20 protein-coding genes and 1 riboswitch are annotated in these 22,235 nt (G+C 72.2%); of the genes, 3 read left to right on the forward strand and 17 right to left on the reverse strand.

All coding sequences use genetic code 11. From position 1 onward, the window contains the following. Window positions 1–18: 18 nt before the first annotated feature. The 7 genes from OG202_RS09460 to OG202_RS09490 form a co-directional block, all read right to left on the reverse strand. On the reverse strand, window positions 19–483 hold the full coding sequence (locus OG202_RS09460; protein WP_327730612.1) for a PH domain-containing protein: 465 nt from the start codon (window positions 481–483) through the stop codon (window positions 19–21). Window positions 484–503: 20 nt separating this feature from the next. Continuing rightward, window positions 504–1,364 (reverse strand): ATP phosphoribosyltransferase, encoded by an 861-nt coding sequence (gene hisG, locus OG202_RS09465; RefSeq protein WP_327730611.1) that lies wholly within the window; start codon window positions 1,362–1,364, stop codon window positions 504–506. 84 nt (window positions 1,365–1,448) lie between these two features. After that, a complete protein-coding gene (locus tag OG202_RS09470; protein WP_257562976.1) occupies window positions 1,449–1,721 on the reverse strand; it encodes a phosphoribosyl-ATP diphosphatase in 273 nt (90 codons plus the stop codon). Window positions 1,722–1,755: 34 nt separating this feature from the next. After that, a complete protein-coding gene (ribH, locus tag OG202_RS09475; RefSeq protein ID WP_037701318.1) occupies window positions 1,756–2,241 on the reverse strand; it encodes a 6,7-dimethyl-8-ribityllumazine synthase in 486 nt (161 codons plus the stop codon). 49 nt (window positions 2,242–2,290) lie between these two features. After that, window positions 2,291–3,580, reverse strand: coding sequence for a bifunctional 3,4-dihydroxy-2-butanone-4-phosphate synthase/GTP cyclohydrolase II (locus tag OG202_RS09480; RefSeq protein WP_327730609.1), 1,290 nt, complete (start codon window positions 3,578–3,580; stop codon window positions 2,291–2,293). Next, window positions 3,577–4,209 carry a nicotinamide mononucleotide transporter family protein gene (locus tag OG202_RS09485; RefSeq protein WP_326584152.1) on the reverse strand — a complete coding sequence of 211 codons (633 nt, stop codon included), beginning with the start codon at window positions 4,207–4,209 and terminating at the stop codon, window positions 3,577–3,579. The genes OG202_RS09480 and OG202_RS09485 overlap by 4 nt, the downstream gene beginning before the upstream one ends. Next, window positions 4,206–4,838 (reverse strand): riboflavin synthase, encoded by a 633-nt coding sequence (locus tag OG202_RS09490; RefSeq protein WP_328222598.1) that lies wholly within the window; start codon window positions 4,836–4,838, stop codon window positions 4,206–4,208. Before OG202_RS09490 ends, OG202_RS09485 begins: the two co-directional genes overlap by 4 nt. A 155-nt stretch (window positions 4,839–4,993) precedes the next feature. Next, window positions 4,994–5,124, reverse strand: a riboswitch (FMN riboswitch). Between the two features lie 831 nt (window positions 5,125–5,955). Between OG202_RS09490 and OG202_RS09495 the strand changes: the two genes are divergently transcribed. Next, entirely contained in the window at window positions 5,956–6,714 is a 759-nt protein-coding gene (locus OG202_RS09495) for an SDR family oxidoreductase (RefSeq protein ID WP_326584150.1), read from the forward strand. 252 nt (window positions 6,715–6,966) lie between these two features. Here OG202_RS09495 and OG202_RS09500 read toward each other — a convergent pair whose 3' ends face one another. After that, the gene (locus OG202_RS09500; RefSeq protein ID WP_328222599.1) at window positions 6,967–8,619 is read right to left on the reverse strand and encodes an ROK family protein; all 1,653 of its coding nucleotides are present in this window, start codon (window positions 8,617–8,619) and stop codon (window positions 6,967–6,969) included. Between the two features lie 299 nt (window positions 8,620–8,918). Between OG202_RS09500 and OG202_RS09505 the strand changes: the two genes are divergently transcribed. Further along, complete coding sequence (locus OG202_RS09505) at window positions 8,919–10,130, forward strand: MFS transporter (protein WP_328222600.1); 1,212 nt, start codon at window positions 8,919–8,921, stop codon at window positions 10,128–10,130. A gap of 168 nt (window positions 10,131–10,298) precedes the next feature. Here OG202_RS09505 and OG202_RS09510 read toward each other — a convergent pair whose 3' ends face one another. Further along, window positions 10,299–11,492 carry a glycoside hydrolase family 6 protein gene (locus OG202_RS09510; RefSeq protein WP_328224665.1) on the reverse strand — a complete coding sequence of 398 codons (1,194 nt, stop codon included), beginning with the start codon at window positions 11,490–11,492 and terminating at the stop codon, window positions 10,299–10,301. A gap of 209 nt (window positions 11,493–11,701) precedes the next feature. Between OG202_RS09510 and OG202_RS09515 the strand changes: the two genes are divergently transcribed. After that, the gene (locus tag OG202_RS09515) at window positions 11,702–12,385 is read left to right on the forward strand and encodes a DUF5995 family protein (RefSeq protein ID WP_326584147.1); all 684 of its coding nucleotides are present in this window, start codon (window positions 11,702–11,704) and stop codon (window positions 12,383–12,385) included. A gap of 32 nt (window positions 12,386–12,417) precedes the next feature. Here OG202_RS09515 and OG202_RS09520 read toward each other — a convergent pair whose 3' ends face one another. The 8 genes from OG202_RS09520 to OG202_RS09555 form a co-directional block, all read right to left on the reverse strand. Next, the gene (locus tag OG202_RS09520; RefSeq protein ID WP_327730604.1) at window positions 12,418–14,130 is read right to left on the reverse strand and encodes a flavin monoamine oxidase family protein; all 1,713 of its coding nucleotides are present in this window, start codon (window positions 14,128–14,130) and stop codon (window positions 12,418–12,420) included. 103 nt (window positions 14,131–14,233) lie between these two features. Next, window positions 14,234–15,022 carry a carbon-nitrogen hydrolase family protein gene (locus OG202_RS09525; protein WP_328222601.1) on the reverse strand — a complete coding sequence of 263 codons (789 nt, stop codon included), beginning with the start codon at window positions 15,020–15,022 and terminating at the stop codon, window positions 14,234–14,236. Window positions 15,023–15,288: 266 nt separating this feature from the next. Further along, window positions 15,289–16,488: an MFS transporter gene (locus tag OG202_RS09530; RefSeq protein ID WP_328222602.1), complete on the reverse strand. Its 1,200-nt coding sequence runs from the start codon at window positions 16,486–16,488 to the stop codon at window positions 15,289–15,291. Between the two features lie 145 nt (window positions 16,489–16,633). Further along, a complete protein-coding gene (locus tag OG202_RS09535; RefSeq protein ID WP_327730601.1) occupies window positions 16,634–18,106 on the reverse strand; it encodes an HAD-IA family hydrolase in 1,473 nt (490 codons plus the stop codon). A gap of 86 nt (window positions 18,107–18,192) precedes the next feature. Beyond that, a complete protein-coding gene (locus OG202_RS09540; RefSeq protein WP_327730600.1) occupies window positions 18,193–19,266 on the reverse strand; it encodes an ABC transporter ATP-binding protein in 1,074 nt (357 codons plus the stop codon). Window positions 19,267–19,269: 3 nt separating this feature from the next. Further along, window positions 19,270–20,118, reverse strand: a complete 849-nt coding sequence (locus OG202_RS09545) for an ABC transporter permease (protein ID WP_327730599.1) — start codon at window positions 20,116–20,118, stop codon at window positions 19,270–19,272. After that, window positions 20,106–21,008 carry an ABC transporter permease gene (locus OG202_RS09550; protein ID WP_326584140.1) on the reverse strand — a complete coding sequence of 301 codons (903 nt, stop codon included), beginning with the start codon at window positions 21,006–21,008 and terminating at the stop codon, window positions 20,106–20,108. The genes OG202_RS09545 and OG202_RS09550 overlap by 13 nt, the downstream gene beginning before the upstream one ends. Beyond that, window positions 21,005–22,156, reverse strand: coding sequence for an ABC transporter substrate-binding protein (locus OG202_RS09555; protein ID WP_328222603.1), 1,152 nt, complete (start codon window positions 22,154–22,156; stop codon window positions 21,005–21,007). The genes OG202_RS09550 and OG202_RS09555 overlap by 4 nt, the downstream gene beginning before the upstream one ends. Window positions 22,157–22,235 lie beyond the last annotated feature (79 nt).

The following is a 22,235-nucleotide window of genomic DNA, read 5'->3' on the forward strand; positions in this document are numbered from 1 at the left end:
CTCCGACACCGAGCCGATTCAGCCCTGGCGCTGCTCCGGCTCGGTGACCGACCGGGCCTCCACCAGCGCCCGAAGGGTCCGGGCGTCCTCGATGGCGCGTTGTCTGGCGATGCCCGGCTGGATGCCGAGCGCGGGCAGGCTGGTGCCGTCGGTGAGGTCGAGGAAGACCCAGGGGTCGCCGACGCGCAGGTTCACCTGCACGATCTCCGCCCAGCCCAGGTGCCGTCGCCCGGCGATGTTGACGACGGTCACGCCGGACTCGTCGGCCACGACCTTGGGCCGGGAGAGCATGCACAGCACTCCGGCGAGCATGCCCGCCGTGAAGACGAAACTGAGCCGCTCGCCCGGACCGAGCTTCGGCAGCAGCAGCGCGACCACCGAGATGACCACGAAGATCGCGCCCGCCGCGGTCAGCAGCACGGCCCGGGTACGGCCCGGCCGAAAAGTGACCGGCAGGGCGGGGAGGGAGGACTGGTCCGGCATGGCGTACGACTCCCCGGCCGTCAGAGGCGGCAGGCGTGGATGGCGGTGGTCAGGATGGCCCGGGCGCCGATGTCGTACAGGTCGTCCATGATCCGCTGGGCCTCCTTGGCCGGGACCATGGCGCGCACGGCGACCCAGCCCTCGTTGTGCAGCGGCGAGACGGTCGGGGACTCCAGGCCCGGCGTGAGCGCGACGGCCTTCTCCAGCTCCTCGACGCGGCAGTCGTAGTCCATCATCACGTAGGTCCGGGCCACGAGGACGCCCTGGAGGCGGCGCAGGAACTGCTGCACCTTGGATGATTCGTTCTCCGTGGAGGTGTCGGCGCCGACGCGGCGGATGACGACGGCCTCGGACTTCATGATCGGGTCGCCGAAGACCTCCAGCCCCGCGTTGCGCAGCGAGGTGCCGGTCTCGACGACGTCGGCGATGACCTCGGCGACGCCCAGCTCGATGGCGGTCTCGACGGCGCCGTCGAGGTGGACGACGGAGGCGTCGACGCCGTGGTCGGCGAGGTGTCCCGCGACGATGCCCTCGTAGGAGGTGGCGACCGTCATGCCCTTCAGGTCCGCGACGCCGTTCGCCGTGCCGGGCTTGCCGGCGAACTGGAAGGTGGAGCGGGCGAAGCCGAGCGGCAGGATCTCCTCGGCCTTGGCGCCGGAGTCGATGAGCAGGTCACGGCCGGTGATGCCGATGTCGAGGCGGCCGGAGGAGACGTAGATCGCGATGTCGCGGGGGCGGAGGTAGAAGAACTCCACCTCGTTGACCGGGTCGACGATCCGCAGTTCCTTGGACTCCCGGCGCTGCTGGTAGCCGGCCTCATGCAGCATCTCCCCCGCAGGTCCGGACAGGGAACCCTTGTTGGGGACGGCGATGCGCAGCATGAGGCGAGCTTCCTTCGTTCGTGTTCGTGCGTACGGAGTGGGGTGGGGTGCAGTGCGGTGCGGTGCGGTTTATGGCGTTACGGCTCAGAGGTGGGCGTACACGTCGTCCAGGGAGATGCCGCGGGCGACCATCATCACCTGGACGTGGTACAGCAGCTGCGAGATCTCCTCGGCGGCCGCTTCCTTGCCCTCGTACTCGGCGGCCATCCAGACCTCGGCGGCCTCTTCGACGACCTTCTTGCCGATGGCATGGACGCCCTTCTCGACCAGCTCTGCGGTGCGGGAAGTGGCGGGGTCGCCGTTGGCGGCCTTGTGCTGGAGCTCGGTGAAGAGCTCCTCGAACGTCTTCTTGGACATGGTGAGGCTCAGCCTACGCGCAACCGCCGGTGTCTCAGCGCCAGGGTTCAGATACTGAGCGGAGGGTGGCCGCCGTCGCCACGGCAGCCGTCACCGCCTCGTGGCCCTTGTCCTCGTTCGAGCCCTCGATGCCCGCGCGGTCCAGGGCCTGTTCCTCGGTGTCGCAGGTCAGTACGCCGAAGCCGATGGGGACGCCGGTGTCGACGGAGACCTGGGTGAGGCCCTGGGTGACGCCGTGGCACACGTACTCGAAGTGGGGGGTGCCGCCACGGATGACGACGCCGAGGGCGACGATCGCGTCGTAGCCGCGGCCCGCGAGGACCTTGGCGACGACGGGGAGTTCCCAGCTGCCGGGGACCCTCAGGAGGGTCGGCTCGTCGATGCCCAGGTCGCGCAGGGCGCGCAGGGCGCCTTCGACGAGGCCGTCCATCACCTTCTCGTGCCACTGGGCCGCGATGACCGCGACGCGCAGGTCGCCGCAGTTGCGTACGGACAGTTCGGGTGCGCCCTTGCCGCTCACGTTGCTCCTTGGTTCCTGGAACTCTTGCTCGTTGGTCTTGCCGCTGGTGTTACTGGTCGCCGCAGGTGGACGCGGTGGCCGCGTCCAGCCACGGCAGGTCGTGGCCCATCCGGTCCCGCTTGGTGCGCAGATAGCGGAGGTTGTGCTCGCCCGCGCGGACGGGCATCGGCTCGCGGTCGATGACGTCGAGGCCGTGCCGGACGAGGGCGTCGGTCTTCTCGGGGTTGTTGGTCATCAGGCGCACGCTGCGGACGCCCAGGTCCTGGAGGATCTGCGCGCCGGCGCCGTAGTCCCGGGCGTCGGCGGGCAGGCCCAGCTCCAGGTTGGCGTCGAGGGTGTCGCGGCCGAGCTCCTGGAGTTCGTACGCGCGCAGTTTGGAGAGCAGTCCGATGCCGCGTCCCTCGTGGCCGCGCAGGTAGACGACGACGCCCCGGCCCTCGGCGGCGATGCGTTCGAGGGAGGTCTGCAGCTGGGGGCCGCAGTCGCAGCGCAGCGAGTGGAAGATGTCGCCGGTGAGGCATTCGGAGTGGACGCGGACGAGGACGTCCTCGCCGTCGCCGATCTCGCCGTGCACGAGGGCGACGTGCTCGACGCCGTCGACGGTGGAGCGGTAGCCGTAGGCCGTGAAGTCGCCGAAGGCGGTGGGCAGTTGGGTCTTCGCCTCGCGCTTGACGGTGGGCTCGGCGGAGCGGCGGTAGGTGATCAGGTCCTCGATGGAGATGATCGTCAGGCCGTGCTTGCGGGCGAACGGGATCAGTTCGGGCAGGCGCAGCATGCGGCCGTCCTCGCCGGCGATCTCGACGATCGCTCCGGCCGGGCGCAGGCCCGCGAGGCGGGCGAGGTCGACGGCGGCCTCGGTGTGGCCGTCGCGGACGAGCACTCCGCCGGCGCGGGCGCGCAGCGGGAAGATGTGGCCGGGGCGGACGAAGTCGCCCGGCTCGGCCGTGCCGCTCGCCAGGAGCTGGAGGGTGGTGGCGCGGTCGGAGGCGGAGATGCCGGTGGTGACGCCGTGCTGGGGAGCGGCGTCGACCGTGACGGTGAACGCGGTGCGCATCGACTCGGTGTTCTGCTGCACCATCTGCGGCAGTTCGAGCCGGTCCAGTTCGTCGCCCTCCATGGGGGCGCAGATCATGCCCCGGCACTCGCTCATCATGAAGGCGATGATCTCGGGGGTGGCCTTCTCGGCGGCGATGACGAGGTCGCCCTCGTTCTCGCGGTCCTCGTCGTCGACGACCACGACCGGGCGGCCCGCCGCGATGTCGGCGATGGCCTGTTCGATCGGGTCGAGCCCGAAGTTCTCGATGCCGTCGGTGCTGTACAGGATCGGCGCCGTGGTCATGCCGGGGCTCCTTCCAGGGTGGGCCTGCGGGAGCGCAGCCACCAGTCGCGCATGCCCCACAGGACGAGCGCGCCGTAGATGATGTAGACGAATCCGGAGAACGCGTAGCCGTTGGCGAAGTTGAGCGGTACGCCCACGAGGTCCACCAGCAGCCAGGCGAACCAGAACTCGACCATGCCGCGCGCCTGGGCGTACATGGCGACGACGGTGCCGGTGAAGATGTAGGCGTCCGGCCAGGGGTCCCAGGACAGGGTGGGGAACGCGGTGAAGAGGCCGCCGACGGCGAGGGTGCCGAGCACGGCACCGGCGACGAGGTAGCCGCGCTCGCGCCAGGTGGCGAAGCGCGGGGCGATGGCACCGTCCGCCGCCTGCTTCTTCGTACGGTTCCACTGCCACCAGCCGTACGCGGCGACGGCCATGACGATGACCTGCTTGCCGGCGCTGCCGGTCAGGTGGCCCACGAAAGCGCCGAAGAGGACGAGGCCGGAGAGGAACTGCACGGGCCAGTTCCACAGGGAGCGGATCGCGCCGAGGGCGAGGGCGATCAGACCGAGGATGTTGCCGATCATGTCCGACCAGAGGATCTGCTGGCCGAAGGCGGTGAAGGCGACGGTGTTCAGCGAGTTCACTGCGCCGCCCCCTGGATGTCTGTCCCCCGGTCGGCCGCTCCCCGCGTGCCCAGCAGCCGCTCGACGTACTTGGCGATGACGTCGACCTCGAGGTTGACCGGGTCGCCGGGCTGCTTGCGGCCGAGCGTGGTCAGGTCGAGGGTGGTCGGGATGAGGCTGACGGTGAAGTAGTCGGGGCCAGCGTCGACGACGGTGAGGCTGATGCCGTCGACGGTGATGGAGCCCTTCTCCACGACGTACCGGGTGAGGTCCGCCGGGAGCGAGATCTTGACGATCTCCCAGTTCTCTGACGGCTTGCGCTCGATGACCTGGCCCGTGCCGTCGACGTGACCCTGCACGATGTGCCCGCCGAGGCGGTCGCCGACCGCCATCGGGCGTTCGAGGTTGACGCGGGAGCCGGTGGTGAGGGCGCCGAGGCTGGAGCGTTCGAGGGTCTCCGCCATGACGTCGGCGGTGAACCAGTCGTCCTCGTGCTCCACGACCGTGAGACAGACGCCGTTGACGGCGATGGAGTCGCCGTGGCGCGCGCCCTGCGTGACGACGGGGCCGCGCAGACGAAAGCGGGAGGAGTCGCCGAGCTTCTCGACGGCGGTGACCTCACCCAGCTCTTCGACGATTCCGGTGAACACTTCCCGGGTCCTCCTGCCTCGTGGGGCACGGACTCCGGGGCTGTCGAAGACGACAGACATGAGCGGACAGCGGCACAGGGAGCGACGCCGTGTGAAGACCCACCCCTGTCGAGGTAGGCCAAAAACAGACGGCGGCGCGCACGAATGCCCGCCCGCCGCGCACTGCCTCCCATCCGGACTTTAACCGTCGGTCCAGGAATTCCACCTGGTCAACCGGCCGCTGGAAGCGACCGGGTCGCGGACTGTAACCGCCGGTTCGGACTTTCACCGACCCCGGAGTGCGCTGCTTCTGGTACATGGCCAGTGTGCCACGCCCGGTCGGCACCCATGCGGGTGAGCGCTGTGGGGTGGCTCACAGGCCGTGTCGCTGGACTTCCCCAGCGAAGCACGGCGGGTTTCGGCTATCACTGACCAAGGGTCAACTTCCGTCACAGTGGCCCCAATCGAAGGGGCACGGACCCATTGACCCGCTTGGTCTAGTCCTTTTAAAGTCTGCGGTCGCGGTACCCGCCTCGAACGGCCCGGCGGCGGTGACGACGGCCCTTGCCCCGCCGCCGGGTCCCACGCGTGTGTCTGCCGGCGCCTTCTGGAGAGCGACGGCGGGCGCTCCGGGCCGAGCCCGGCAGACGGTGGGTCGGACCGAAAGGGCGAGGGCGGTGCGCTTCGAAAGGCCCGGTTCGAGCCCACGGTGGAGCGGCGTGGTGACGGACATGCGGGTCGTGGTGAACCCGGACAAGCTGGAATTCGCGGGACGGCGACAGGCCGGAGCGTGAGCGCGGGACGGCGACAGGCCGGAGCGTGAGCGCGGGACGGCGACAGGCCGGAGCGTGAGCGCGGGACGGCGACAGGCCGGAGCGTGAGCGCGGGACGGCGACAGGCCGGAGCGTGAGCGCGGGACGGCGACAGGCCGGAGCGTGAGCGCGGGACGGCGACAGGCCGGAGCGTGAGCGCGCGAGCCGACCCGGGCGGGACCGGGCGAGCCGACCGGGCATGACCGCGTGTCGGCTCTGATCACTCTCCCGCGCCGTGGTTGTCACATTCCGCGGGGCGACTGCGTCGTAGCTGCCGTAGGGCGTTTCCGGCCGGGAGCGTCCGGCGAACGAAGGGGATGGACAGCATGACCACGATCCTGGTGACCGGCGGCACCGGTGTCCTCGGCCGGCACGTCACCGAGCGGCTGCGGGCGGACGGGCACGAGGTACGGGTGCTCAGCCGGCACGCGCGGCCGTACGCCGTCGATCTCGTCGCGGGCGGGAGTGGGCTGGACACGGCCGTGACGGGGGTGGACACGATCGTGCACTGCGCGACCTCGCCGCGCGGGGGCGACGAGAAGGCGGCGGAGAACCTGATCGCGGCGGCGCGGCGGGCCGGGGTACGGCATCTGGTCTACATCTCGATCGTCGGTGTGGACCGGGTGCCGTTCGGCTACTACCGGTCCAAGCTTGCCGTCGAACGGCTGGTCGAGGAGTCGGGGCTGGGCTGGACGACCCTGCGCGCGACCCAGTTCCACGACCTCCTCGTGATGCTCTTCCAGGGCCTCTCCAAGCCGCCGGTCATGATGCTCCCCGCCGGGGTGAGCGACCAGCCCGTCGCCGTCGCCGAGGTCGCCGACCGCCTGGCGGAACTGGCCGTGGGCGCCCCCGCCGGCCGCGTCGACGACATGGGCGGCCCCGAGGTCCTGTCCTTCCCCCAGCTGGCCCGCGCCTACCTGACGGCCACCGGCCGGCGCCGCCCGCTGCTGAACGTCCCGCTGTTCGGCAAGGCCTACCGGGGCTTCCGGACCGGGGGCCATCTCACGCCGGGGCGGGCCGTGGGGAAGGGGACGTTCGAGGAGTATCTGGCGAAGCGGTTCGGGGCGGGGCGGGGGAAGCACTGAGGAGCGGGACGGGCCGCCGACCGCGGGCCGCCGACCGGACGCCGGACGCCGGACGCCGGACGCCGAGGAGGGTGGCGGTGGCGGTAGCTGGGGCGGTGATCCCGGTGGGCCGGTGGGCCGGTGGGCCGGTGGGCCGGTGGGCCGGTGGGCCGGTGGGCCGGTGGGCCGGTGGGCCGGTGGGCCGGTGGGCCGGTGGGCCGGTGGGCCGGTGGGCCGGTGGGCCGGTGGTGACGCGCGGCTCGGCGCCGAGCGCTATCGCGCCGACGGTGCGAACAGTTCGTCCTGAGCCGCCTCCCGGGCCATGAGCAGCGCGCCCCGCAGTACGGCGGCCCCGCCGAGGCCGCTGGCCCGGACCTCGGTCGGCAACGGCGACATGGCCGCCAGCCGCTGCCCCACCCTGACGGCGAGCTCCTCCCCACCGGCCTGCCCGACCTCACCCCCGAGCACCACACAACCGGGGTCGAGCACGGCGACGACGGAGGCTGCGCCTATGGTCAGGCGGTCGGCGAGGGCGTCGAGGAAGCGGGCGTGGGGGTCGGCGGGAGGGGCGGGGGCCGCAGCGGGGCAGGGCCCGTACGGCGAAGGGTTCGCCGGGTCCGCCGACGGGGTCCGTGTCGCGGCCGAAGGGGGGGACACGTCCATCGTCCGCGCAGCCACCGCCCGCGCCGAACGGCTCGGCCCGTCCGCCGAGGAGCCCGTGGCCTCGACGGACGTGCTCGCGTCCGTCACCGACGTGCCCCCGGCCCCCGCGGAACGGTCCCCACCCTCCGTCGACGACGGGCTCACAGCGCCGCCGGAACGTCCCCCGACCTCCACCGACAGGCCCGCTGACCCCGCCGGACGCCCCCCGCCCCGCACAGGCGGGCCCGGGACTGCCGCAGAACGCCCGTCGGCCTCCACCGACGGACGCGCCCCCGGCGCGCCGCCCCCGGCCTCCTCCTCCGACCGGTTCGGGGCTCCCGGTGACAGGCCGGGACCGTTTGGGGAGGTCGTCGCGCCGCTCGCCGTGAGCCCGGCGGCAGCCACCCGTACCAGCGTTGCGGCGTACGGCTCGTTCGTCGCCGCCTCGGCCGCGATGCCGTGGGCGGTGGCCAGTGCGACCACCGCCGCCGCGCCGCCCAGGGAGTGGAAGCCGCCCTCGCAGTCGGTGGCCGAGGGGACCGTGGCCGTGCCCGGGACCGGGAGGAAACCGATCTCGCCCGTGCCGCCGGAGGCGCCCCGGCGGAGGCGGCCGTCGAGGACGACGGCGGCGCCGGTGCCGAGGCCGAGCCAGAGCAGGACGAAGGTGTCGCGGTCGCGGGCGGCGCCGTCGCGCTGTTCGGCGAGGGCGGCGAGGTTGGTCTCGTTCTCGACGAGGATCCGGGCGGGAAGCCGTTCACCGAGGGCGGCGACCAGGCGGCGGTGCCATGCGGGGAGACCGCCGGAGTCGCGGAGTTCACCCGTGGCCGGGTCGATGAGGCCGGGGGCGCCGATCGCCACCGTGTGCAGCCGGTCGGCACCCGCCTCCTTCGCGGCGCGCTCCACCAGCGCGACCGCCTGCTCCACCGCCGGCCCCGTGCCGGTGTCGTCCGCGATCGGGACGGACGCCCGCGCCAGCTCCGTACCGAGCAGGTCGGCCACGACGACCGTGACACCCTCGGTGCGCACATCGAGGGCGGCGAGGTGCGCGAGGTCGGCGACGATGCCGTAGAGGCGGGCGTTGGGTCCGCGCCGCTGCTCCCCCGACTCCCCCACGACCTCGATCAGCCCGGCGGCCGTGAGGCGCTCCACGAGGTCGGCGACCGTCGGCCGGGACAGACCGGTGAGCTGCTTCAACTGCCCGGCCGTCAGCGGCCCTTCCTGCTGCAGCAGCCGCAGGGCGAGCCGGTCGTTGAGGGCTCGGGCGGTGCTGGGTGATGCGGGCATGCCGGGATCCTCCCAGATCTGCGGCGCCCTACGGCCGGTGGCCCTCGGGCGCGCACTCCCTATCTATCAGGCAGGGTTCCTGATAGTTTACGTCGCGCGACGGAGGCCGGGTGGGCCGAGGGCATCGGGGAACCGAACGTTCGAGGCAGCGGGCGAGGAGAACAGCGGTCGGGCCGGAGTGTCGAAGCCCGGGTCCCGCGACGCGGTGACGTGGAAGCCCCGGCGACACTCGGTAGCGACGACGGCGAGAGCCGAGCGCGCCGGCAGTGCGGCGTACCGACGGGTCAGGGAGGCGGAGAATGAGCGCGGTGGTCTACGAGCAGCGCGAGGTGAGGCGGGCACGGTACGCCGTGGCGGCCGTGTTCGCGGTGCACGGCGCGGTCACCGGCTCGTTCGCGACCCGTGTGCCGTGGATCCAGGACCACGCGGGGGTCAGCGCGGGCCAACTGGGCCTCGCACTCGCCTTCCCGGCGATCGGCGCGTCCGTGGCGATGCCGCTCGCGGGCCGGATCAGCCATCGTTTCGGCGCCCGTACGGCGCTGCGGGGACTGCTCGCGCTGTGGACGCTCGCGCTGGTCCTGCCGTCGCTCGCGCCGAGCCTCTGGACGCTCTGCTTTGCGCTGTTCGTGTACGGCGCGTCGGCGGGCATGGCGGACGTCGCGATGAACGCGCTCGGCGTCGAGGTCGAGAACCGCCTCGGCAAGTCGATCATGTCGGGCCTGCACGGTATGTGGAGCGCGGGCGCCCTCGTCGGCTCGGCGGCCGGCACCCTCGCCGCCCACCTCGGCTCGGACGCCCGGCTGCACCACGCGCTCGCCGCGGTCACGCTCACCGTCCTCGGACTGGTCGCCTGCCAGTGGGTACTGGACCTGCGGCCCACCGAGGACGAGGAGCCGCCGCCCCGGTTCGCGCTGCCGCCGAAGTCGGCGCTGCTGATCGGTGCGGTCGGGTTCTGCGCGGTGTTCGCGGAGGGGGCGGCCCTGGACTGGTCGGCGGTCTATCTGCGGGACCAGTTGGAGACCTCGGCCGGGCTCGCGGCGGCGTGCACCACCGGTTTCATGCTGACCATGGCGGTGGCCCGGCTCGGGGGTGACGCGGTGGTCAACCGCTTCGGCTCGGTCCGGACCGTACGGGCCAGCGGTGTCCTGGCCGCGCTCGGCGGGGTCCTCATCGTCGTCGCGAACGAGCCGGCGGTCGCGATGGGCGGCTTCGCGCTGATGGGCCTCGGCATCGCGGTCGTCGTCCCGCTCTGCTTCGCCGCCGCCGGCCGCAGCGGGCCGAACCCCAGCCAGGCCATCGCGGGCGTCGCGACCATCACGTACACCTCCGGGCTGGTCGCGCCGAGCGCGATCGGTGGTCTGGCACAACTGACCAGCCTGGTCGTGTCGTTCGGCCTGGTGACCGTGCTGGCGTGCGGCCTCGTCGCCTTCGCGGGCGTGCTGCGCACCAGCGACCGGGGCCGCCCGAAGGTCACCCTGCCGGACGCGCCCGTGCCCGACCCGAGGCCCTGAAGCGGCTGGTCCGGGAGATCGCCCGCAGGGCGCCCCCGTCCAGCCGTACGAGGGGGCGGGGACAAGCACGGGTGCCGGGGCGGGTGCGGACATGTGCTCGGGTGCGGGCATGTGCGCGGGCTCGGGCCGTATCCGTACCGCGCGTGTCGGCCGAGGCCCCGGCGGGCCTCACCCGCGCGCCAGCTCGTACGCGTACCCCGGTGAGAACTCCCCCGCCCTGCCCCGGCAGCCGTCGGACTCGCCCGGCAGCTTCACCCACAGGTAGGCGTCGATGCGGGACGCGCCGGTGGTGAGGGTCGGTGGCCGGCCGAGGCCTCGGCCCGCGGGGTCGCACCACTCTCCGTCGGCCGGGGCGCCGTTGCCGTTGCGGCTGGTGTCGATGACGGCGCCGAGGCCCGCGGGGCCGCCGAGGGCGTCGAGGGCCTCGAGGACCTGACGGGTGTAGGCGACCTCGGCCTCCGTGCGGTTGAAGTTGGACACGTTGCTGAAGACGCCGTCGGAGCCGTCGGCCGAGGCGGCGCCCGCCTGCCGGAGGAGCGCGGCCTGCTTGTCCGGCGGGTTCCATTCCGAGTGCCCGGCGTCGTAGTAGACGCGGGCTTCGGGGTTGGCCGCCTTGAGGACGCGGCCGGCGCGGGCGAGCGAGGCGAAGCGGTCGGCGCGGGCGCCGGCGGAGAGGCAGTCGGACTGGGCGATCCCGTCCGGCTCCAGGATCACGATGACGTCGTCCGAGCCGAGCCCGGCGGCGAACGCGTCGATCCAGGCGTCGTACGCGTCCAGGCTCGACGCTCCGCCCTGGGACGCTCCTCCGCAGTCGCGGTCGGGGATCGCGTACGCCACGAGGACCGGCACCTGCCCCCGCGCGGCGCCCGCGGAGGCCACCGCCGCGACCTGGGTGGTGGCGGTGGCCGGGGTGGGGTCGGTGAACCAGACGGCGGCCGGCCGGTCGGCGATGCCGGTCGCGATGGCTGTGCTGCGCGGGTCCTGCGGGTGGTCCCGGACCCAGTCGAGGACCTGGGAGTCGGGGTGACGGTAGAGCCGGCCGGGGCCGGCCACGGGTACCGTCCGCTGTTCGGTCCGCTCCGCCGAGGGCCGCACACCGGCCTTCTCGGAGGGGTCGGGCGACTTCGAGGACGACGGCGGGGGCGACGCGCGCGACGGGGAGGGCGAGCCCTGAGTCGGTTCGGCCTGATCGGACGGATCAGACGGATCAGACGGATCGGATGGATCTGATGGATCTGATGGGAGTGCCGCTGCGCGGCTCGTCAGTGGCCGGGCCTCGTCGGCGCCTCTGTCGCCGCCCATCGCGGCCACCATCCCGGTGACGGTGCCGACGACGGCCACGACCGACGCCGCGGCCACCATGGCGCCGCGCCTCGCCGCCCGCCCGCGTTCGGCTCGGCGTGCGGCCAGACGCTGGGCGCGTAAGCCTGACACGTGGTGCTCCCCCCTGCTCCCCGGACCGCGCTCCATCGGCTCACCGGTACTTCCCGCCGCGCCCGCGTTACCCCGTTCCGGGGACGCGCCGGGCACGGCGGCACCGGTGTCAGCGTAGGCCTGGGACCCTGCCCCCTATGGCGCAGTTGGAACATTTCATCAATTCCGTGGACTCAGTGGACACCGTCGTCTCCCGTATGCGCGCCCTGGACGCGGTCCTGCCCGAGCGGGACGGGATCGCCGTCTTCAACCGCGTCTACCTCACCGTCACGGAGGCCGTCGACCGGCGGCTGGACGCCGGCCACTTCCCGGACGCCGAGGCCGCGATCACCTTGGACGTGCTCTTCGCCGAGCGGTATCTGAGGGTCGCCGAAGGCGGGTGTACGCCCGCGTGCTGGCGGCCGCTGCTGCAGTTCCGGCGCCATCCCGGCGTACGACCGCTGCAGTTCGCCCTCTGCGGCATCAACGCGCACATCGGGCACGATCTCGCGCTCGCCGTCGTGGACACCTGTCGTACGCTCGGCTGCGAACCCGCCGACCTGGAGGACGAGTTCGAGCAGGTGGGCGATGTCCTCGTCTCGCTGGAGGAACGTATCCGCGAGGAGTTGATGCCGGGCCCCGATCTCCTCCAGATCGCCGATCCGCTCACCCATCTGCTCGGCGCGTGGAGCCTGGAACGGGCCCGTGAGTCCACCTGGTCGGCCGCCCGCGCACTGTGGGCGCTGCGCGGACTCCCCGATCTCGCCGAGGAGTTCGCCCACCGCCTGGACGCGGCGGTGGGCCTGGCGGGCCGCATGCTGCTGACCCCGCTGCCGGCCTGAACGGCTCGCCGCGGCTCCCCTTCCAACAGGCCCTAGTCCTCCGGCAGTTCCACCGGTGCGATCGTGTCGTAGACGTCACCGGGCCCGGGGTTGGTCGCGTCGGTGGTGCCCCCGAAGTGGTGCATGACGCCCCAGACCGCGTTGAGCGCGGTCTGGATGGCGCCCTCGGCCCAGCCGGCCGTCCAGGAGATGTCGTCGCCGGCGAGGAAGATGCCCCGCTTGTCCTCGGGCAGCCGGTCCTGCATGAAGTGCGTGAACAGGCGCCGCTGGTAGCGGTAGTGACCGGGCAGGTTCGCCTTGAACGCGCCCATGAAGTAGGGCTCGTTCTCCCAGGAGACGGTCACCGGGTTGCCGATCACGTGGCTCCGGATGTCGACGTTCGGGTAGATCTCGCCGAGCGACTTGAGCATGACCTCCATCCGCTCGTTCGCGGACAGCGGCAGCCACTTGAGGCTGTCGTCGCACCACGTGTAGGAGAGGCAGATGACGGCGGGCTTGTCCGGACCGTCGTCGAGGAGGTAGGTCCCGCGCGTCATACGGTCGGTGAGCGTCATCGACATGACGTCACGGCCGGTCGGAAGTCCCTTGTCGTCGACGGCCTTGTCCAGCCAGAAGGGCCGGTCGACGGGGACGAACAGCTTGCTGGACTCCATGTAGTGGGTCCGCTCGATGGCGGTCCAGTGGTCGATCGGGAAGAGCGAGTCGTCGCAGGCGATCTTCGACAGCAGCATCCAGGACTGGGCGGTGAAGATCGCCGCCTCGTAGGTGCGGATGTCGCCGTCGGCGTCCGTCACGGTGATCCGGTTGCCGGCCGTGCGGTGCAGCCGGGTCACGGCCGGCCGCGGCTCACCGTCCGCGTGCAGGGACTTCAGGGACGTCCCGTACGGCCAGTGCACGATCTTCTCCGGCTCGCGCTCCCAGAGCCGCAGCGGAAGCTGCTGGCTGCCGCCGACGATGCCGCGGTGGTGGTCGTCGGCCTCGGTGTAGACAACGCGCAGGATCTCCAGGATGGAGTTGGGGAAGTCGGTGTCCCAGCCGCCCGTGCCGAAGCCGACCTGGCCGAAGATCTCGCGGTGCCGGAAGGACTTGAAGGCCTCGGAGTCACAGAGGAAGCCGTAGAAGGTCTGGTTGTCGAGCCGCTCGACGAGCTTCGCCCAGATCTCCCGGATGCGCGGCACGTCCCGCTCGCGCAGCGCCCGGTTCATGTCGGAGAAGTCGGCGCCCTCTTCGAGGCAGGCGTTCCAGGCGGCGGCGACGTCCCGGTACACCTGAGGCAGGTCGTCGATCGTCTCGGCGTAGTGGGACTCGCCCTTGAGGTCGACGACGGTCGAGGGCGTCGCCTCCGCGAGGGGGTTGGGGAAGGGCCGGGTCTCCAGACCCGCCAGGTCGATGTAGTGCTGGAGCGCGGTGGAGGACGGCGGGAAGCGCATCGCCCCCATCTCGGCCGTGAGCGACGGATCGCACCCCTCGAACCCCACGGTCCGCAGCCGCCCGCCGATCCGGTCGGCCTCGTACACGACCGGCTTGAGCCCCATCTTCATCAGCTCGTACGCCGCCACGATGCCGGACAGCCCGCCGCCGATGACCGCGACCTCGGTGCCGTGCTCGGTGGCCGGTACCTGGCCCAGACCGGCCGGGTGGGCCAGGAAGTCGTCGTACGCGTACGGGAAGTCCGGGCCGAACATGGTGATCGGCGGCTGCTGTTCGTCTGCGTGCTCGATGGCATTGGGCACGGTGGACGTCATGGGGTACGGACTCCTTGCGACGAGAAAGGTCGAGAAAGGTACGGAGGGGCGGATACAGAGGCGGATACAGAGGCGGATACGGGGGCGGATACGTGGGCGGATCTCAGACGAGGGACCCGTAGAGACCGGGGCGACGGTCCTGGAGGTACGGGTTCGCCGCGCGGGAGGCCGCGAGGAAGGCGGGGTCGGCATCGGCGAGGACGAGTGCGTCCTCGCGTCCGGCGCGGGTGCGCGCGATCCCGTCGGGCCCGGCCAGCGTGGAGAGCCCGACGAACTCGAACTCCCCTTCACGACCGACCCGGTTGACGTAGGCGACGTACATCTGGTTCTCGAAGGCCCGCACCGGGATCATCGAATCGGCGACGAACTGGAACGGATGCATCTGGGCCGTCGGCACCACGAGCAGATCGGTGCCGGCGAGGGCGTGGGCGCGGACGTTCTCGGGGAACTCCACGTCGTAGCAGATCAGGATCCCGACGCGGAGCCCGCCCAGCTCCGCCTGTACGACGGACCGCTCCCCCGGCGTGAAGTGATCGCGCTCGAAGCAGCCGAAGAGATGGGTTTTGCGGTAGTTCACCAGCCGGACGCCGTCGGCGGAGACGAGCTGCGCCGAGTTGAAGACCGCGTCACCGGCGCGCTCCGGATACCCGTAGGCGATCGCGACCCCGTGCCGCCCCGCGATCTCGGCGACCGCGTCGGCCGAGTCACCGTCCGCCGCCTCGGCGAGCCGCGCGATGTCATCGCCGATCGCATACCCCGTCAGGAACATCTCCGGCGCCACCACCAGGCCCGCCCCGGCCTCGGCGGCCCGCCCCGCGGCCTCGTCGAGCACCTTCAGGTTCCCGACGACCGAGCCGGGACGACCGGAGCTCTGGAGCAGGGCGGTACGCATGCGTGTTCCTCACCGGGACAAAGGGGGTTGGGGGGCCACATAGACGGTACGGTCGGCGCGCCGGGCCGGACAAGCGGAGGCCATTGCGCGCCGACGGGGTATTCGTTGCGTCCGGAGCGGGGCGGACAACGATTCGTTGCGTGTCCGGCCGACGGTGCCCCCGGTTCCCCCGAGGGGCGCGGGGAGCCGCGTGGCCGACCACGACGAACCCGCGGCCGCCCACGGCCCCCACGCCCCACCCCCTACGCGCCTCTCCGCCCCACCCCCTACGCGCCCCTCCGCCCCAGCAGCACGATCGCCGTCACCAGATACGGCACCGCGAACACGGCGAACGCGGTCCCGTGCGCATGGGACGCACCGATGGCGGCGTACGCGCCGAAGACGGCGACCGTCGCCATCTCGGTCCCCATGCTCGCCACGGACGTCACCGTCGCCCGACGAGCCCCGTCGATCCGATCCTGCAGTCGCGCGTCGGCGAGAACGTTGACCAACTGGAAACCACCGAAGGCGACAGCGACCAGAGCGATACCGGCCGGAGTGCCCGTCAGCGCACCCACCGCCAACGCGAACGCGCACCCCGCCAGCACCACCCCCAGCCCGGCCGGGCTCAACCGCTCCCCCACCCCGGTCAGCAGGCTGCCGATCGCCGGCCCCACCCAGATCACCAGCAGCAGGTACGGAACCGTCTGCTCGGCCACCCCGGTGTCCCGGACCAACAGCGGCGTGTACTCGTCGAGGGCGCCCCACACCGCACCGACGGCGGGCACGAGCAGCAGCGCCCCGCGCACGGACCGGTCCCGGCGGACCTCCGCGAGTCCGGTCCGCAGGGTCGTGAGGATGGAGGCCCGGTCACCACCGCCCGCCTCGGCCGACCGGTGCTCCGGGAACCGTGTGGCCACCAGCGAGGTCAGCACACAGACCAGCACGCTCGCCGCGCCCACGGCCGGGTAGCCACCGAGGTCGAGGACCGGCCCGGCCAGCCCCATCGCCGCCATCACGGCGACCATGCCGACGGCCTGGGCGCGGCCGACGACCCGCGCATACCGGTCGGCCGCGCCGAGCCGGTCCAGTTCGTCGTAGACCAGCGCTTCCAGCGCCCCGGAGCCCAGCGCACCGCGCACACCCCAGAGGACGAAGCCGAGGGCGAAGGCCCCGTACGACGGGACGATCACCCACAGGGCGAAGCCTGCGGCGGTGAGCAGCGGGCCCAGCCACAGCAGCAGCCGTCGGGAGACGGCATCGGCCCAGGCGCCGGAGGGGACCTCCAACAGGATCCCGGTGACCGACCACAGGCCGAACAGGGAGGAGATCTGCCAGATCGACAGACCGGTGTCGCTGAACAGCAGCGCGTACACCGGGTAGAGCAGCACGAAGTCGTCGAGGAACGCGTAGCCGTACAGCGTGGCCGTCAGCCGCCGGACACCACTGGTACCGACACTGGGCACACGCGCAGGTGAGAGAGTCATGAGGCCTTCCCGAAGGAGCGAATCGGACGTCCGCGATACGGCGTCCGAGGCGGCCCTCGGGAGGCACGGCTGGTGGATCAATGTCGCCAGGTCATGGCACCGATGCTAGTCGGGTCGAACCCTGCGGCACAGCGGGATTTCGGGGTCACTCCTGCTGGGCGGCCGTCACCGGCGCGAACGTGGTGATCACCGCCGCGTGGTCCGACGGCCAGTCGTTGTCCTCGACGTCCGGCCAGGTGCGGGGTGTGCCGCTGACATGGGTCCGGGAGTCGAGCACCGCGAGGCCCCGGTGCAGGACGAAGTCGATCCGGTCCTGCGGCTCCGGCCGGCCGCTGCCGTCCTCGTGTTCGGTATGGACCGGCGACCAGGTGTGGCCCGGCTCCCGTACGGGGTCGGGGTGGGCCTCGCGGTAGGAGTCGCGCAGGCCGGCCGCCTCGGCGGCCCTGGTGACCGGCCAGTCGACGTCCGGCCGATCGAGGTGGGACGGGCTGTTGAAGTCGCCGACCACGACGACCGGCACGGTGCCGTCGATCCGGCTCAGGCAGTCCCGCAGCCGGGCGAGCCGCACCTCCTCGTGGGCGGTCAGCTCGGCGGCCTCCAGCCCGTCGAAGGCGGCCTCGTAGGGCCCGTACGGCTCGCAGTCCAGGTGGACCGTCCAGATGTCCACCTCGGTACCGGAGCCGGTCCTGATCCGGACGCCCGCCGCCCCGTAGAAGCCGACGTCGGGGTCGCCGAAGCGGGCCGTGATCGGGTGGCGGCTGATGATGCCGAGGTTGTCGCCGGCCCGGTGGTGGTGCCAGCCGAGGGCGTCGGCGAGTTCCCGCGCGGCGGTGCCGTACGTCTCCTGGAGGCCGACCACGTCGACGTCCGTCTCGGTGATGACCTTGAGCTGCTTGGCCCGGTGGTCCCGGACCCTGGTGCCGCCGTGCCAGAGGTTCCAGGTCATCACGCGCAGGACGGGCCCGTCGGGGGCGACCAGCCGGCGCAGGCTCGCCGGTGTCACCGATTCCAGGCTCTCCCGTACGGTCCGCCCCGGGGCCTCGTCGATGGGCGCGAGCGAGGGCACGGCGAGGACCACGCAGCCCGCCGCCTCGGCCGAGGCGACACCGGTCTCGGTGTCCTCGACGGCCACACAGGCGGCGGGGTCGACGCCGAGGGCGCGGCAGGCGGCGAGGTAGGGGTCGGGGGCAGGCTTGGTGTGCTCGGTGTCGTCGGCGGTGACGGAGACGGCGAACAGGTCGCGGCCGAGGGCGTCGAGGACGGTGTCGGCGACGGCTCGCGGGGACGCGGTGACCAGGGCGGTGGGGACGCCCTCGCGGGCCAGGGCCCTCAGCAGCTCCAGCGCGCCCCGGCGGGGTACGGTCCCGGTGCGGACCCGGTCGGCGAACTCCCGGTGCAGGTCGGCGGCCACCCCGTCCCGCGGTGCGCCCGTGATCCCGGCGAGCCAGGCGGCGGTGTACTCGACCGGACGGCCCAGCACGTCCGGCTGGTCGGCCTCGGTCAGTGTGCGCCCGAGGCCGGCGGCCACCTCCTCCACCGCGTCCCACCAGAGCCGCTCGGTGTCGACGAGCGTGCCGTCCATGTCGAACAGGGCGGCCTGGAGCGGGAGTCGAGACAAGGGTTCCTCTTTCGGTGGGGGGTGTCGGGGCGCTGCCCGGCGGTGGGGGCCGGGCGGGGGTGTCCAGGGGGTGGCGCGGGCGGAGTTCAGCGGGTGGCGCGCGCGGCGACCAGTACCGGCCGCTCGGGGAGGCTCACGGTCACGGCCGCTCCGGCGCCGAGGGCCGCCGCCTCGTGCGTGGGCAGGTCGGCCTTGACCTCGGTGCCGTCGGCGAGCCGTACGGTGAGGCGGGTGGCGGCGCCGAGGAACGCGGTGGCCACCACCCGGGCGTCGCCGGTGTCGTCCGCCCGTACCCCGACCGCCTCCGGCCGTACGAGTACGTCCACCTCGGCGGCGGTCGGCGCCGCGCCGTCCACGGGCAGCCGCCGGCCCAGCACCTCGACCGTCGTGCCGTCCAGCCGGCCCGGGATCCGGCTCATCGTGCCGACGAACTCGGCGACGAAGGCGGTGGCCGGACACCCGTACAACTCGACCGGGGCCGCGCACTGTTCGAGCCGCCCGGCGTGCATCACGGCGACCCGGTCGGCCATGGACAGCGCCTCCTCCTGGTCGTGGGTCACGAACAGGGTGGTGATGCCCAGCTCCTGCTGGAGCCGGCGGATCTCCTCGCGGAGGGTCAGCCGCACCTTGGCGTCGAGGGCGGAGAGCGGTTCGTCGAGCAGCAGCACCCGGGGCCGCAGGGCGAGCGCCCGGGCGAGGGCGACGCGCTGCTGCTGGCCGCCGGAGAGCTGATGGGGGTATTGGGCGCCCTTGTCGGCGAGGCCCACGAGGTCGAGCAACTCGGCCGCCCGGGAGCGCCGTTCGGCCGTGCGCACCTTGCGCATGCGCAGCCCGAAGGCCACGTTGTCGAGGGCGCTGAGGTGCGGGAAGAGGCTGTACGACTGGAAGACCATGCCGGCGTCGCGCCGGTGGGCCGGGACGCGGGTGACGTCCTCCCCGTCGACCAGCACCTCGCCGGAGTCGGGGTGTTCGAAGCCGGCGAGCATCCGCAGCGCGGTGGTCTTGCCGCAGCCGGACGGGCCCAGCAGCGCGAGGAGTTCACCGGGCCGGACGGTCAGGTCGAGTCCGTCCAGGGCGACGGTGGCCCCGAACTCCCGGCGCAGGCCCCGGAACTCGACGGTGGCGGCGGTGTCGGTCGCTGTTTTCTCAAGCACGGTCATGGTTCATCCCCGGGAGGCGGAAGCGGTTGGGGTGCGTCCGCCGAACGAGGCGAGCGCGAGGAGCATGGCCCAGGTGACGAGCAGGCTGAGGACCGAGACGGCGACGGAGAGCTGGGCCTGCGAGCCGCTGACGTTGACGATCCACACGGCGAACGGCCTGAAGCCCAGTAGCTGGGCGACGGTGAACTCGCCGAGCACGAGCGCCAGGGTGAGGAAGGCGGAGTTGAGCAGCGCCCCGCGCAGATTGGGCAGCACGGCCCGCACCAGCGCCTGCGGCCAGCTCGCCCCGCAGCTGCGGGCGGCCTCGACGAGGGTCGGTACGTCCATGGCGCGCAGCCCCGCGTCCAGCGCCCGGTACACGAAGGGCAGCGCCATCACGACGTAGGCGAGGACCAGCACCAGGGGGAAGTCGGGGTTCTGGATCGCGACGAAGGTCTGGAACAGCGGGGTCCGGGAGAGGTGTTCGGGACCCCACTTGAGCACGGTCCCGAGCCCGGCGACGAACGCGATCGGCGGCACCACCAGTGGCAGGGAGCACACCACCTCCACGACCGGCCGCAGCCTGGGCGCGCCGAGCCGCAGCGCGACCATGGCGGGCACCATCAGCAGCAGGACGACGGCGATCGTCACGGCGGCCAGCTCCAGCGAGAGCAGCAGGCTGGTCACGAAGCCGTCGGTGCCGAGGATCCGGCCGTACGCGTCGAAGGTGATCCCCTCGCCCGGCACGTCGACCGTGAAGATCACGGAGGCGGCGAGCGGGACGAGGAAGTACAGCCCGGCGACGGCGAGGACGAGCGGGCGCCACAGGGCGGGGCGCCGCGGTGCCGGGCGCCCGGGGTTCAGGCCAGCCATCGCGCGCTCCGTCGTTGCAGGGGCAGGTACACGGCCATGACCAGCCCGGCGATCAGGACCATGTCGAGGCTGAGGGCGAGCGCCACGTTCTCCTGGCCGACCAGGACGTTGCCGGAGATGGCGTCGGCGATCTGCAGGGTGACCAGCGGGATCGAGCTGCCCACCATGGCCGCGGCGGTGGCGTACGCGGCGAAGGCGCTGCCGAAGAGCAGCACGAGCCCGCCGAGCAGCGAGGGCGCGAGCACGGGAAGGGCCACGTGCAGCCAGTACTGGAGGCCGGTGGCGCCGTTGTTCTGCGCGGCCTCCCGCCACTGGACGCGCAGTCCGTCGAGGGCGGGGGTGATGGTGAGGACCATCAGCGGGATCAGGAAGTACAGGTAGACGATGACCAGTCCCCAGAAGCTGTAGAGGTCCCAGCCCTTGTCCGTCAGACCCAGCTGCCTGGTCAGCACACCGGCGTTGCCGAGGGTGGCGACGAACGCGAAGGCGAGCGGGACACCGCCGAAGTTGGCGAGCACCCCGGAGGCCGTGAGCACGGCCTCGCGCAGCGCCGGGAAGCGGGAGGTCACCACGGCCTGGGCGAGCGGCAGTCCCAGGACGGCCGCGAGCCCGGCCGAGACGGCGGACAGCTTCACGCTGCCGAGCATGGCCGTGAGGTAGGCCCCCTGCACGGAGGCGGTCATGTTCGCCGTGGTGTACGAAGTGGCGCCCGTGGTCTGGTCCTTGACCGTGAACGCGCCGTTCAGCATGGCGAGGGCGGGCAGCCCGAAAGCGACCGCGACGAAGGCCAGCAGCGGGAGCACGGCGAGCCATCCGCCGGGGCGGGGCCGCCGCTTCACGGAAGCGGCGGCCACCAGCGCGGTGTCGGCCTCGGTGACGACGGCGGTCACCCGGAGACCGCCTTGGCCCAGCCCTGTCCGAGCACGTCCTTGGCCTTGGTCTGCTGGTCCTCGGTCGGGAACTCGGGCGTGCCGGACACCTCGGGCAGCTTGGCCGCGGCGGTCTTGTCCAGCGTGCCCGCCTTCTCCATGGCGGTCATCAGGGCCGGGCGGGCGTATCCGGCGAGCCACAGGTTCTGACCCTCGGCGCTGTAGAGGTACTCCTGCCAGAGCCGGGCGGCGGCCGGGTGGGGTGCGTCCTTGTTGATGGCCTGGGAGTAGTACTGGGAGAACTTGCCGTCCTCGGGGACGACGACCTTCCAGTCGACGCCCTTGGACTTGAACTCGTCGGCGTACCCGGCGTTCAGGTAGTCCCAGTCGATGCTGATGGGCGTCTCGCCCTTCTCGACGGTGGCCGGCGTCGACTCGACGGGCGTGTAGTTGCCGTTCTTCTTCAGCTTGGCGAAGAAGTCGAGTCCGGGCTGGATGTCGTCGAACGAGCCGCCGCTCGCCAGCGAGGCCGCCCACACCCCGCCGAAGGCGGAACCGGACTTGGTGGGGTTGCCGTTGAGCGCGACCTGGCCCTTGTACCGCGGCTTCAGCAGGTCGGCGAAGGTCTCCGGACATTCCTTCACGCGCTTGGCGTCGCACCCGATGGATATGTAGCCGCCGTAGTCGTTGTACCACTGGCCCTTCGGGTCCTTCTGGCCCTCGGGGATGTCGGCGAACGCGGCCACCTTGTACGGCGCGAGCAGCCCCTGCTGGGCGGCGCTCAGCGCGAAGGAGCTGCCCAGGTCGAGCACGTCGGGCGCCCGCTCCTGGCCCTTGCGCGAGGTGACGGCGTTGATCTCGTCCTGGCTGGCCCCGTCCGGGTTCTCGACCTCGATCTTGATGCCGTACTTCTTCTCGAACCCGTCGATCAGCGCGCCGTAGTTGGCCCAGTCGCGGGGCAGGGCGATCGCGTTGAGCGTGCCCTCCTTCTTGGCCGTCGCGACCAGCGCGTCCAGGCCGCCGAAGTCCTTCGCCGAGGTCGCGGTGGCCGCGTTCCTGCCGTCGGTGGTGGTCGTGGTCTCGGGGGCAGCGCCACAGGCGCTGAGAGTGAGTACGGCGGCGGCGAGGACGCCGCCGATGACGGCGGTTCTCGGCGGGAAGAGGGTCACGGGCTCTCCAGGGGTACGCGCAGGGACGATCTGGGTGGAGCACTTGTCTGAACAAGTTGGCCTCATTAGGTCCGCGCTT

Source organism: Streptomyces sp. NBC_00310 (assembly GCF_036208085.1).
GTDB lineage: Bacteria > Actinomycetota > Actinomycetes > Streptomycetales > Streptomycetaceae > Streptomyces.